At 68.5% G+C, this 12,011-nt stretch carries 10 protein-coding genes; 7 read left to right on the forward strand and 3 right to left on the reverse strand.

The window, feature by feature from the left end; translation table 11 throughout:
- The first annotated feature begins 5 nt into the window (after window positions 1-5).
- The 5 genes from ACZ2G3_RS06290 to ACZ2G3_RS06310 all read left to right on the forward strand — a co-directional run bounded on the left by ACZ2G3_RS06290 (window position 6) and on the right by ACZ2G3_RS06310 (window position 6,441).
- A complete protein-coding gene (locus ACZ2G3_RS06290) occupies window positions 6-827 on the forward strand; it encodes a phosphatidate cytidylyltransferase (RefSeq protein WP_470398421.1) in 822 nt (273 codons plus the stop codon).
- Between the two features lie 3 nt (window positions 828-830).
- Window positions 831-1,988 carry a 1-deoxy-D-xylulose-5-phosphate reductoisomerase gene (dxr, locus tag ACZ2G3_RS06295; protein WP_470398423.1) on the forward strand — a complete coding sequence of 386 codons (1,158 nt, stop codon included), beginning with the start codon at window positions 831-833 and terminating at the stop codon, window positions 1,986-1,988.
- Complete coding sequence (rseP, locus tag ACZ2G3_RS06300; RefSeq protein WP_470398425.1) at window positions 1,985-3,316, forward strand: RIP metalloprotease RseP; 1,332 nt, start codon at window positions 1,985-1,987, stop codon at window positions 3,314-3,316. The genes dxr and rseP overlap by 4 nt, the downstream gene beginning before the upstream one ends.
- A gap of 99 nt (window positions 3,317-3,415) precedes the next feature.
- Window positions 3,416-5,731 (forward strand): outer membrane protein assembly factor BamA, encoded by a 2,316-nt coding sequence (gene bamA / locus ACZ2G3_RS06305; RefSeq protein ID WP_470398427.1) that lies wholly within the window; start codon window positions 3,416-3,418, stop codon window positions 5,729-5,731.
- A complete protein-coding gene (locus ACZ2G3_RS06310; RefSeq protein ID WP_470398429.1) occupies window positions 5,731-6,441 on the forward strand; it encodes an OmpH/Skp family outer membrane protein in 711 nt (236 codons plus the stop codon). Before bamA ends, ACZ2G3_RS06310 begins: the two co-directional genes overlap by 1 nt.
- On the opposite strand, the gene ACZ2G3_RS06315 is transcribed toward ACZ2G3_RS06310, so the two are convergent.
- On the reverse strand, window positions 6,400-7,338 hold the full coding sequence (locus ACZ2G3_RS06315; protein ID WP_470398431.1) for a nucleoside hydrolase: 939 nt from the start codon (window positions 7,336-7,338) through the stop codon (window positions 6,400-6,402). The genes ACZ2G3_RS06310 and ACZ2G3_RS06315 overlap by 42 nt on opposite strands.
- Window positions 7,339-7,450: 112 nt before the next feature.
- Window positions 7,451-8,449: a Fe(3+) ABC transporter substrate-binding protein gene (locus tag ACZ2G3_RS06320; RefSeq protein ID WP_470398433.1), complete on the reverse strand. Its 999-nt coding sequence runs from the start codon at window positions 8,447-8,449 to the stop codon at window positions 7,451-7,453.
- Between the two features lie 107 nt (window positions 8,450-8,556).
- Here ACZ2G3_RS06320 and ACZ2G3_RS06325 point away from each other — a divergent pair, with 107 nt between their 5' ends.
- The gene (locus ACZ2G3_RS06325) at window positions 8,557-10,368 is read left to right on the forward strand and encodes an ABC-F family ATP-binding cassette domain-containing protein (protein ID WP_470398435.1); all 1,812 of its coding nucleotides are present in this window, start codon (window positions 8,557-8,559) and stop codon (window positions 10,366-10,368) included.
- Here the strand turns inward: ACZ2G3_RS06325 and ACZ2G3_RS06330 are convergent.
- A complete protein-coding gene (locus ACZ2G3_RS06330) occupies window positions 10,365-11,363 on the reverse strand; it encodes a zinc-binding metallopeptidase family protein (RefSeq protein WP_470398436.1) in 999 nt (332 codons plus the stop codon). The two genes, ACZ2G3_RS06325 and ACZ2G3_RS06330, sit on opposite strands and share 4 nt — an antisense overlap.
- Window positions 11,364-11,624: 261 nt before the next feature.
- Between ACZ2G3_RS06330 and rplU the strand changes: the two genes are divergently transcribed.
- Window positions 11,625-12,005 (forward strand): 50S ribosomal protein L21, encoded by a 381-nt coding sequence (rplU, locus tag ACZ2G3_RS06335; protein ID WP_419267443.1) that lies wholly within the window; start codon window positions 11,625-11,627, stop codon window positions 12,003-12,005.
- The last annotated feature ends 6 nt before the right edge of the window (window positions 12,006-12,011 follow it).

Here is a 12,011-nt window from a genome sequence, read left to right on the forward strand (position 1 = left end):
CGGCCATGAGGGCGGGTCCGCCCGGCAAGTGGGGCGACCTGTCCCGGCGCGTCGCCTCGACCCTGGTGCTGCTGGGGATCGGGGTGCTGCTGGCCGTGGCGCAAGGCGCTTGGCTGCGGCTGGGCATGGCGGTCATCTCGGCCATCACCTTCTGGGAGCTTGCGGCCATGACCGGGTGGCGGCGCCCCGCCCGCCACGTCACGCTGTTCGGCCGCAGCCGCCCCATTGCATTAGCCGCCATCGCAGGCGTGTCGCAGGCCGTGGCCCTGACCGGGCTGCCCCTGGCCTGGACGGCGCTGGTGGTGCCGATCATCCTGGGCCTGCCCGGTGCGGCACGGCGCGACCGGCTGACCTATGCGATCTTCGGCGCGGCGATCCTGCTGGTCGCCTTCGGGCTGGTGGGCTTTCGCGAAAACTATGGCCTGAACTTTGTTCTGTGGCTGATGGGCGTGATCATCATCTCGGACACGGCCGGATATTTCTTTGGCCGGGTGATCGGCGGTCCTAAGTTCTGGCCGGCCGTCAGCCCCAAGAAGACCTGGTCGGGCACCATTGCCGGCTGGATCGGCGCCTGCCTGATGGGCCTGTTCCTGTGGTGGGTCGGGGTCGGGGACCGGACACTGGTCTGGATCTCGCCGCTGGTCTGCTTCGCGGGCCAGATGGGCGATATCGCCGAAAGCTGGCTGAAGCGGCGCGCCGGGGTCAAGGACAGCTCGAACCTGATCCCCGGCCATGGCGGCTTCATGGATCGATTTGACGCAGTGACGGGCGCCGTTCTGGCGACCATGGTGATTGGCCTTCTGACCAGCCTGCCCGTGGTGAACTGACGAATGAGACGGATCTCGATCTTTGGCGCGACCGGGTCGGTCGGCGCGAACGGCGTCGACCTGATCCGGCATGCGGGCGGGCCTGCCGCCTATCACGTCGTGGCGCTGACCGGCGGGCGCAACATTGCGCGGCTGGCCCGCATGGCGCGCGAATTGCAGGCCGAGATCGCCGTCACTGCGCATGAGGAACTGCTGGACGACCTGCGCGCGGCCCTGGAGGGCAGCGGCGTCGAGGCTGCGGCGGGAGAGGCCGCGCTGATGGAGGCCGCGGGCCGTCGCGCCGACTGGGTCCTGTCGGCCATCGTCGGCGCCGCGGGCTTGGCACCCGGTCTGGCGGCGCTGTCGCAGGGCGGGATCCTGGCGCTGGCCAACAAGGAATCGCTGGTCTGCGCAGGCGCGCTGCTGCGCCGCACGGGCCAGGCCGCCGGCACCACCATCCTGCCGGTGGACAGCGAACATTCCGCACTCTTTCAAGCGCTTGGGACAGAGAACCTCGATTCCGTCAAGGATGTCACGATCACCGCTTCGGGCGGCGCCTTCCGCGACTGGCCGCTGGAGCGGCTGGCGGCTGCGACGGTGGCCCAGGCCTCGACCCATCCGAACTGGGCGATGGGCCAGCGCATCACCATCGACAGCGCCTCGATGTTCAACAAGGCGATGGAAGTGATCGAGGCCAAGGAATTCTTCGGCCTGGGGCCTGACCGCATCAAGGTGCTGGTCCATCCGGAATCGATCATCCACGCGATGGTCACCCACCACGACGGCGGCAGCATCGCGCATCTGGGCGCGCCCGACATGCGCCACGCCATCGGCTATGCGCTGCACTGGCCGACGCGCCGTCCCCTGCCGGTCCCCGCACTGGACCTGGCGGCGCTTGGCACCCTGACCTTCCGCGCGCCCGATGAGATCCGCTGGCCCGCCCTGCGCCTTGCGCGCGAGGTGATGGCGGCGGGCGGTGCGGCCGGGGCGGTCTTCAACGCCGCCAAGGAACAGGCGCTGGACGATTTCATTGCCGGGCGCATCCGCTTTACCGACATGGCGCCGCGGGTCGAGGCCGTGCTGGCCGACCTGTCGGCCGAGGGCGATTTCGGCGCCGATCCCGACAGCCTGGAGGCCGTCCTGCACTGGGACCGCCGGGCAAGACGAAAGGCCGCCGCATGACCGACCTGATCCTGCAGACCGGCAGCACGCTCTGGACGTTGGCGGCCTTCGTGGTGGCATTGGCGGTGATCGTGACGGTCCATGAATACGGGCATTACATCGTCGGCCGCTGGTCCGGCATCCGCGCCGAGGTGTTTTCCGTGGGCTTCGGGCCGCGCCTGATCTCGCGCCGTGACCGGCGCGGGACCCTGTGGCAGGTGGCAGCCGTGCCGCTTGGCGGCTATGTCCGGTTTTTGGGCGACGACAACGCCGCCAGCGCCGGGCCGGGCCGGGCGGTCGATCCCGCGCTGCGCCGGCAGACGCTGACGGGGGCGCCGCTTTGGGCGCGGTTCGCCACGCTGCTGGCGGGACCGGTCTTCAATTTCGTGCTGTCGATCCTGATCTTCGGCGGCTTCGCGATCGTGCAGGGCATCGTCGCGGATGAGGTGCGGGTCGGGCGCGTGGCCGAGGCGCCGCCGGGGATCCAGAACCAGCTGCAGCCCGGCGACCGGATCCTGGCCGTGGGCGATCTGCCCGTGGCCGACTGGCGCGACCTGTCCCGCGCGACCGAGGCATTGCCGGTGGCGGCCCAGCAGCAGTGGCGCGTTGAGCGGCAGGGGACGGAACTGACGGTGACAGGGCCTGATCCCATGCCCGCACGCGTGTCGGGCGTGGCGCCCCGCAGCGCCGCCGCCGAGGCGGGCCTGCGCGCGGGCGACGTGGTCCTGGCCATCGACGGCCGCCCCGTCACCCGCTTTACCCAGATGCGCGAGGCCGTGGAGGCGGCCGAGGGCGAACCGCTGGCCCTGCGCCTGTGGCGTCCGGATGCGGGCGAGCTGGACGTGACCCTGCGGCCCAAGCTGTCGGACCTGCCCCTGGCCGAGGGCGGGTTCGAGCAGCGCTGGATGATCGGCGTCACCGGCGGCGACAGCTTCTTTGCCCCCGAGACCCGCCGTACCGGGCCGCTGGAGGCGCTGGCCATCGGCGCGCGCCAGACCTGGGGGATCATCACCTCGTCCTTGACGGGCATCTGGGCGATGATCTCGGGCCAGATCGGCACCTGCAACCTGGGCGGCGCGATCAGCATCGCCGAAAGCACCGGCCAGGCCGCCAGCGCGGGGGGCGGGAATTTCCTGTGGTGGATCGCGGTCCTGTCCGCGGCCATCGGGTTCCTGAACCTGCTGCCGATCCCCGTTCTGGATGGCGGGCACCTGATGTTCTACACCTACGAGGCGATCAGCGGGCGCCCGCCTTCGGACCGGGTGCTGAACCTGCTGACGACCCTTGGCATGGCGGCGGTGCTGACACTGATGGTTTTCGGGCTCACGAACGATCTTTTCTGCCCCTGACGGTCGATGCGCTTTTGACAGCCCCCGCCTGTTGGGGCTAGAGAAAAAGGCAAAACGACAGGCCCGGCACGGGCGCACAGGCTGAAAGAGGGGCTTTCGATGACACGGAAACTGGGCAAGGGCGCGGTTGCGCTGATGGCGGCCTTGGCGATCACCGGTCCTGCGGCCCTCGCGCCGCTTCCCGCCGCGGCACTGGTGTTCAACGAGATCCGGGTCGAGGGCAACAGCCAGATCGAGACCGGCACCATCCTGTCCTATCTGAACCTGCCGCGCGGCGAGGATGTCAGCCCCGGCCAGGTGAACGAGGCCCTGCAGCGCCTGCAGAATTCGGGCCTGTTCGAGACGGTCGAGCTGGTGCCGCAGGGCGGGCAGCTGACCGTGCGGGTCAGCGAATACCCCACGATCAGCCGGATCAGCTTCGAGGGCAATCGCCGCCTGAACGACGCCCGCCTGTCCGAGATCGTGCGCAGCCAGTCGCGCCGCGTCTATCAGCCCAGCCAGGCGATCCAGGACGCGCAGGCGATCGCGCAGACCTATGCCGCCGAAGGCCGGCTGGCCGCCCGCGTCGATCCGCGCATCATCCGCCGCAGCGGCAACCGCGTGGACCTGGTCTTCGAGATCCGCGAAGGCGCGGTGACCGAGATCGAGCGCATCAGCTTTACCGGCAACCGGGCCTTTTCCGACCGCCGCCTGCGCAACGTGCTGGAGACCAAGCAGGCGGGCATCCTGCGCACCTTCATCCGCCGCGACACCTTTGCACCCGAGCGGATCCCGCTGGACGAGCGGCTGCTGACCGAATTCTACCGTTCGCAGGGCTATGCGGATTTCCGTGTGCAGGCCGTCGCCCCCGAGATCGCGCGCGAGCGCGACGCCTTCTTCATCACCTTCAACATCCAGGAAGGGCCGCGCTATCGCTTTGGCCAGGTCCAGACGGTATCCGAGATCCCGGGCGTGGATGCCGCGGCCTTCGGCGAACAGAACCGCGTCAAGCGCGGCGACGTCTACAACCCCTCGGTCATCGACACGACTATCCGCCGGATGGAGACTGTGGCGATCCAGCAGGGGCTGAACTTCGTCAGCATCGAGCCGCGCGTCACCCGCAACCCGTCCAACCAGACTCTGGACCTCACCTTCGCCCTGACCCGTGGCGAGCGCGTCTTTGTCGAGCGCATCGACATCGAGGGCAACACGACCACGCTGGACGAGGTAATCCGCCGCCAGTTCAACACGGTCGAGGGCGACCCGCTGAACCCGCGCGAGATCCGCAATTCGGCCGAACGCATCCGGGCGCTTGGCTATTTCACCGACGCCCAGGTCGAGACGCGCCAGGGCAGCAGCCCCGACCAGGTCATCGTCGGCGTCGCCGTCGAGGAGCAGCCGACCGGCTCGCTGTCCTTTGGCGCCTCCTATGGCGTCAGCTCGGGCGTGGGCTTCAACGCCTCGCTGACCGAGCGGAACTTCCTGGGCCGCGGCCAGACCCTGGGCCTGCAGGTCTCGACCGCCAGCGGCGACCGCGCGGCCGGCATCAACTTTGTCGAGCCCTTCTTCCTGGGCCGCGACCTGCGCTTCGGCTTTTCGGCCAGCTACAACGAGACCGAGAGCCTGAACTCGGACTACGACACCCGTTCGATCCGCATCCAGCCCTCGATCGAGTTTCCCTTGTCCGAGAACGGCCGTCTGGAGCTGCGCTATCGCGTGGCCGAGGACAAGCTGGACAACGTGACCGAGGACAGCTCGCCGCTGCTGATCGCCGAGACGGGCACCCGCCTGACCTCGGCGCTTGGCTATACCTACAACTGGGATTCGCGCCGCACGGGCCTTGACCCGCTGACCGCCTATCGGCTGCGTTTCTCGCAGGACTTCGCCGGGGCCGGGGGCGACACCAAGACGGTGACCACGACCGCCCTGGTCGGCGTCGAAAGCACCGCCTGGCGGCCGGAGGTGACGCTGCGCGCCGAGGTCGAGGCGGGCGCGATCTATACCTATGGCGATTATTCCAGCTGGATCCTCGACCGTTTCCGCACCGGGAACCGGGTCCGCGGTTTCGAATCGAATGGCCTGGGCCCGCGCGACCTGGCGGCGCCCAACGAGGATGCGCTTGGGGGCAACTACTACTGGGCCGCACGCGCCGAGGCGCAGTTCCCCCTGGGCCTGCCCGAGGAATACGGCATTTCGGGCGGTCTCTTTGCCGATGCGGGCTCGCTCTGGGGGCTCGACCGGGCCAGCTACGACGATCCGGAGACCGGCGCGTTCGTTGCGATCGACGACGACATGTATGTCCGGGCCGCGGTCGGTGCCTCGATCTTCTGGACCACGCCGATCGGTCCCCTGCGCTTCAACTTTTCCAAGGCGGTGCGCAAGGAAGATTATGACCTGGATCAGAACTTCGACCTGACCATCCAGACGCGGTTCTGATGCGCCTGCGGCACGGGATCCTGACGCTGGCCCTGCTGTCGGGGCTGGCTGCGGCCGCGCAGGCCCAGGATGCCCCGCCGCCCGAGCCTCTCGACGCCGAAATGCCGGCGGTCGAGCCGCTGCAGCCGCGCGACGACCTGCCAAGCCGCACCATCCCCGCCGCGGGCGTGGCGCAGGGGCAGGCGCCGGTCCTGACGCTGGACCAGGACCTGCTCTACCTGACCTCCGCCTGGGGCAAGCGCGCCCAGGCAAGGCTGGAGGCCGAGGGCGAGATCATCGCGGTCGAGAACGAGCGCCTGACCCAGCTTCTGTCCGCCGAAGAGGCGCGCCTGACCGGCCAACGTGCGGTGCTGCCGCCTGCAGAGTTCCGGCGCATGGCCGAAAACTTCGACCTGCGCGCGACCGAGGTCCGCCGCGAGCGTGCGCAAGCCGTCCAGGCGCTGAATGCCTGGGCCGAGGCCGACCGCAGTGCCTTTTTCCGCGCGGCGCTTCCGGTCATGGGCCAGGTCATGCAGGATCGCGGCGCGGTGGCCGTTCTGGATCGCCGGACGGTCTTTGTGTCGCTGGATGCCATCGACGTGACCGATGACCTGGTCACGGCCGCGGACCGCCGGCTTGGGGATGGCGAAGGCGCCGTGCCCCTGCCGCAGCAGGACGCCCCGCAGGGATCAGGGCAGGCGGGCGATCCGCTGCCGGATCAGGTCGAATAGGGCGTCGCGGTCGACATCCTTCAGGAACAGCGCATTGGCCGGGCGGCCGCTGACGCGCCACCAGTCCGCGACCGTCATGCCGGTGGTCCAGCGGCCCTCGGTCTCGATCTCGACATTGATCTCGCGGCCTTGGAACAGGTCGGGCTGCAGCAGCCAGGCGATGGTGCAGGGATCGTGCAGGGGGGCGCCAAGGCTGCCGTATTTCGCGGTGTCGAAGCGTTCGAAGAAATCCGTCCAGCCGGCGACGGCGGGTCCGCAGCGGCCGGGCAGGGCGCGCATCGTCTCCACCCATTCGCGCGAGGTCAGCGCCTTATGCGTCACGTCCAGCGGCATCACCACCAGCGGCACGCCCGAGGCGAAGACCTCGGCCGCGGCCTCGGGGTCGACATAGATGTTGAATTCGGCGGCGGGGGTGATGTTGCCGACCTCGAAATAGGCGCCGCCCATCAGGACGATCCGCTGGACGCGGGCGATGATGTCGGGCGCACGGCGGAAGGCCTCGGCGATGTTGGTCAGCGGGCCGATGGGGACCAGCGTGACGGTTCCGGCAGGCTCGCGGCGCAGCGTGTCGATGATGAAACCGACGCCGTCGCCCTCCTGCAGCGGCAGGGTCGGCGCGGGCAGTTCGATCCCGTCGAGGCCGGTCTTGCCATGCACATGCTCGGCCGTCACCAGGTCCCGCGACAGCGGCCGGTCGCAGCCGGCAAAGACCGGGATCTCGGTCCGGCCGGACAGTTCGACCACCTTGCGGGCGTTCACCTCGGTCAGCGCCAGCGGCACGTTGCCCGCGACGGCCACGATGCCCAGCACCTCCAGTTCGGGCGAGGCCAGCGCCAGCAGGATGGCCACGGCGTCGTCCTGTCCGGGGTCGGTGTCGATGATGATCTTCTGTGCCATGCCTGGCCTCCTGTCCCGGGACGCGCGGATCATTGCCGCCCCATGAAAAAGGCGCAAGCCCCTGCCTGCGCCTTCCGTTTCACCCGTGATGCCGGGGGCGGTGCGCCGCCGGTCAGCCGTCGAAGTTGACGCGTTCGATCAGGTCCAGCGCCTTGGGGCGCAGGTCCGAGATCTCGGACAGGGGCAGGTCGTCGGGGGTGAACTCGCCCCAGCTGGCGACCAGTCCGGACCGTTCCACGCCTTCCTTGATCGGGAACTCGTTGTTCGTTTCGGCATAAATGCGCTGTGCCTCGTCGCTGACCAGGAATTCCATCAGCTGCAGCGCGGCCTCGCGGTTCGGGGCCGCCTTGGTCATCGCCATGCCCGAGACGTTCACATGCGTGCCGCCATCCTCGAAGGTCGGGAACACGATGCGGACCGACTCGGCCCATTCCTTCTGCTCGTCGTCCTTCAGCATGGCGCCCATGTAATAGGTGTTGCCCAGGCTGATGTCGCACTCCCCGGCCCAGATCGACTTGACCTGGTCGCGGTCACCGCCCTCGGGCGACTTGGCCAGGTTCGACTTCAGGCCTTCCAGCCATGCCAGCGTCTCTTCCTCGCCGTGATGGGCCAGATAGGCGGCGGTCAGCGCGACGTTGTAGTCGTTGGTGAAAGTGCGGGTGCAAAGGCGGCCCTGCCATTTGGGATCGGCCAGGTCCTCGTAGGTGGTCACCTCGCCATCGGACACGCGCTCCTTGTGGGCATAGACGATCCGGGCGCGTGTGGTCAGGCCGAACCACTGGTTGTCGGCATCGCGCAGGCGGTCGGGCACCACGTCCAGGGCCTCGTCCTCGACCGGCTGCAGGACGCCGGCTTCCTTGACCTCGCCCAGGCGCGCCACGTCCACGGTCAGCACCAGGTCGGCCGGCGAGCGGTCGCCCTCGGCCTGCAGGCGCTCGACCATGCCCTTGTCAACGAAGGCCACGTTGACCTTGATGCCGGTTTCGGCGGTGAAGGCATCGACCAGCGGCTGGATCAGCTCGGGCTGGCGGTGCGAATAGACGTTCACCTCCTGGGCCAGGGCAGGCATCGCGGTGGCACCCAGCAGTGAGGCAAGGATCAGGCTGCGCATGTTGACTCCTTTGGTCAGAATTCCAGGCGGGTTGTGCCAATTCCGACCGAAGCTGTCAAGCAATGGGACGGATTGACCGCGACGCGGCGGCGGGCTAGGGCGCGGGCATGGCACGCACACCCCTTTTGCAACTTTCCGAAATCTCGCTGACCTACGGCGGCGATCCCATCTTTGACGGCTTGTCGCTGAACGTCCAGCCCGGCGACCGTGTGGCGCTGGTCGGGCGCAACGGGTCGGGCAAGTCGACGCTGATGAAGGTCATGGCCGGCCTGGTCGAGGCCGACCGCGGCGAGGTCGTGCTGTCGGCCGGCGTTTCGACCGGATACATGGAGCAGGACCCCGACCTGTCGGGCTTTGCCACGCTTGGCGATTTCGCCCGTGACGGTCTGCCCGAGGGTGAGGGTTACCGCGTCGACATGGCGGCCGAGGGGCTGAAGTTCGACCCCGACCGGCCGGTGGACACCGCCTCGGGCGGCGAACGGCGGCGTGCGGCGCTGGCACGGCTGCTGGCGCAGGCCCCGGAACTGATGCTGCTGGACGAGCCGACGAACCACCTGGACATCCAGGCGATCGGCTGGCTGGAGGAGCATCTGTCGCAGACCCGCGCCGGTTTCGTGCTGATCAGCCACGACCGCGCCTTTTTGCGCCGCCTGACGCGCGCGACGCTGTGGATCGACCGCGGCCAGGTCCGCCGGCAGGAGCGCGGCTTCGAGGGGTTCGAGGACTGGCGCGAGGCCACCTGGGCGGCCGAGGACGACGCCCGCCACAAGCTGGACCGCAAGATCAAGGCCGAGGCCCGGTGGGCGGTCGAGGGCATCAGCGCCCGGCGCAAGCGCAACCAGGGACGCGTCCGCGCGCTGGCCGCCCTGCGGGCCGAGCGCAGCAGCCAGATCCGCCGCCAGGGCACCGCCGCCATGGCGCTGGATTCGGGCACCCAGTCCGGCAAGAAGGTGATCGAGGCCAAGGGCATCTCCAAGACCTTTGGCGACCGCACCATCCTGCGTCCCTTCGACCTGCGCATCCAGCGCGGCGACCGCATCGCCTTTGTCGGCCCCAACGGCGCTGGCAAGACCACGCTGATCAAGATGCTGACCGGAGAGATCGCTCCCGACGAGGGCACGGTCACCATGGGCACCAACTTGGAGATCGCCGTCTTCGACCAGGCGCGGGCGGCGCTGAACCCCGACCAGACGCTGTGGGAATCGCTGACCGGCGATCCGGACATGCGGGTGTCGGGCCGGGCCGACCAGGTCATGGTGCGCGGCACGCCTAAGCATGTCGTGGCCTATCTGAAGGATTTCCTGTTCGATGACGGCCAGGCGCGGGCGCCCGTGCGCAGCCTGTCGGGCGGCGAAAAGGCGCGCCTGCTGCTGGCGCGGCTGATGGCCAAGCCCTCGAACCTGCTGGTCATGGACGAACCGACCAACGATCTGGACGTGGAAACGCTGGACCTGCTGCAGGACCTGCTGGGCGAATATGACGGCACCGTGCTGCTGGTCAGCCACGACCGCGATTTCATCGACCGGGTGGCGGATACGACCGTCGCGATGGAGGGCGATGGCCGCGCCACCGTCTATGCCGGTGGTTGGAGCGACTATCAGGCGCAGCGCGGCGAGGTCGCCGCCGATGAGCCGCAGGCCCCCGCCGCACGCCCCGCGCAGGCGGTTGAGGAAAAGCCCAAGGCGGGCAAGTCCGGCCTGAGCTTTACCGAAAGGCACCGGCTGGACGAGCTGCCGGGCGTCATCCAGCGGCTGGAAGCCGAGATCGCCAAGCTGTCCGAGTTCCTGGCGGATCCGGACCTGTTCCAGACCGCCCCGGCCAAGTTCCAGAAGGCCAGCCTTGCGCTGAGCGAACGCCAGGCCGCCCTGGCCGATGCCGAGGATGAGTGGCTGTCGCTGGAGGAAAAGGCTGCCGTCTAGGCGCTGTGGCGTTCGGGATGCGCCGCCGCGGCCGCCCCGAGCGCGCTGCGCAGCCAGCGATGGGCAAAGGCCAGCTTGGCGCGCACCGGCCCGGTCAGCACGAAGGGATAAAGGTCGCCGTTGTCCAGCGCACGGTTGATGTCGTTGACGGCGATGGCCACCTCGGAGGCGATGCCCAGCAGGCGGGGGGTATCGTCCTCGGCATAGGGACAATAGCCGTCGGGAACGCCCGCCATGGTCAGCCCGGTGCTGACGAAGCTGTCGGTGAAATCGACCATGTGCAGCAGATGCGCGACGCTTTCGGCCCAGTCCTCGTGTGGATGGGCGGCGGCATAGCGGGTGATGTGATCCTCGCCCGGATCGGGCAGGTCGGCGTAATACCGTTTCAGCGCCTCGCCATAAGGTTCGCGTTCGTCCCCGAAGATGTCGCGGAAGGCGGGCAGAAAGCCAGGCAGGGCGGTTAGACGGTCGAACAGGAAATGCGCCATCTCGTGCCGGAAATGGCCGACCATGGAGCGGTACTGCTCGCCCAGGTCCAGCTGCCGCTTCAAACGGATCAGCTCGTCCGCCTCGGTGACGTTGATGGTGATCTGGCCCTTGGCATGGCCCATGACCACGCGCTGCGTGCGCCCGCCGGTATGTTCCGACAGCATCAGGAACCGCGGCCGGGCGCCGGGATCGGTGCGGGTGAACCAGCCCCATTGCGCTAGGTTCGCCAGCACCCACCGCTTGCCACGTTCGGCCCGCGCCAGCAGCCGCAGGTTGTCCCCCACATGCAGCACCGGCACGACCCGCGACATGGCGCAGGAGGCGCAGAAGGCCCCCTGCCGCGGCGCGGTCCAGTTGCAGTCGATGCGCCCGCGGTTGACGCAGAAGGGGACGTCCGTCACCATCTCCCGCGCCTCGGGATCATAGGCCAGGTGCGCCCCGCAGGCGCAGGTGAGGTTGTGGAAATAGGCGCTTGTTCCGCAAAGCGGGCAGCTGAAGCGTTGCATGGCCTTAAAGGTCCCGTGTCTGGCAGGGAACAAGCCCGCGACCGGCGGAGCGGTTCCTTGGCGAATGCTTCAGGGCAGGATGCTTGACTTGACAGGCCCAATGCGCCATATGCGCCGGACCGGCAGGGCAATCGCCCTTGGCCGGTCGATTGTTTTCAATGACACCCGATCTGCGGGTGCGCTGTCCGAAGGCGGGGAAAGCCCCCGGAACACCGGCGATGCCGGGGCCGCAGGACGCGGGGTTATGAAGGATAAGAAGCGATGTTCGCGGTTCTGAAGACGGGCGGCAAGCAGTACAAGGTGCAGGCGGGTGACGTCCTGCGCGTTGAAAAACTGAATGCCGCAGCTGGCGACAAGGTCCAGTTCAACGAGATCCTGATGGTCGGCGGCACCCTGGGTGCACCGCTGGTCGGCGGCGCCTGCGTGCAGGCCGAAGTGATCGACCAGATCAAGGCCGATAAGGTCATCACCTATGTCAAGCGCCGCCGCAAGCACAGCTCGCAGCGGACGCGCGGCCACCGCCAGCAGCTGACCCTGCTGCGCGTGACCGACGTGCTGGAAAATGGCGCGGACAAGACCGGCGTGAAAGCCGCGGTCGGCGCACGTGCGAAGACCCCGGCCCAAGACGCCGCTGAAGCGTAAGGAGAA

It is taken from the genome of Paracoccus sp. KKT209, assembly GCF_055635455.1.

Bases quoted from the DNA above. Each gene is read 5' to 3' on its own strand.
- ACZ2G3_RS06320 (WP_470398433.1), bottom strand. From the start codon at position 8,449: ATGCGCAGCCTGATCCTTGCCTCACTGCTGGGTGCCACCGCGATGCCT.
- ACZ2G3_RS06315 (WP_470398431.1), bottom strand. From the start codon at position 7,338: ATGGCACAGAAGATCATCATCGACACCGACCCCGGACAGGACGACGCC.
- bamA (WP_470398427.1), top strand. From the start codon at position 3,416: ATGACACGGAAACTGGGCAAGGGCGCGGTTGCGCTGATGGCGGCCTTG.
- rseP (WP_470398425.1), top strand. From the start codon at position 1,985: ATGACCGACCTGATCCTGCAGACCGGCAGCACGCTCTGGACGTTGGCG.
- ACZ2G3_RS06330 (WP_470398436.1), bottom strand. From the start codon at position 11,363: ATGCAACGCTTCAGCTGCCCGCTTTGCGGAACAAGCGCCTATTTCCAC.
- ACZ2G3_RS06310 (WP_470398429.1), top strand. From the start codon at position 5,731: ATGCGCCTGCGGCACGGGATCCTGACGCTGGCCCTGCTGTCGGGGCTG.
- ACZ2G3_RS06325 (WP_470398435.1), top strand. From the start codon at position 8,557: ATGGCACGCACACCCCTTTTGCAACTTTCCGAAATCTCGCTGACCTAC.
- rplU (WP_419267443.1), top strand. From the start codon at position 11,625: ATGTTCGCGGTTCTGAAGACGGGCGGCAAGCAGTACAAGGTGCAGGCG.
- dxr (WP_470398423.1), top strand. From the start codon at position 831: ATGAGACGGATCTCGATCTTTGGCGCGACCGGGTCGGTCGGCGCGAAC.
- ACZ2G3_RS06290 (WP_470398421.1), top strand. From the start codon at position 6: ATGAGGGCGGGTCCGCCCGGCAAGTGGGGCGACCTGTCCCGGCGCGTC.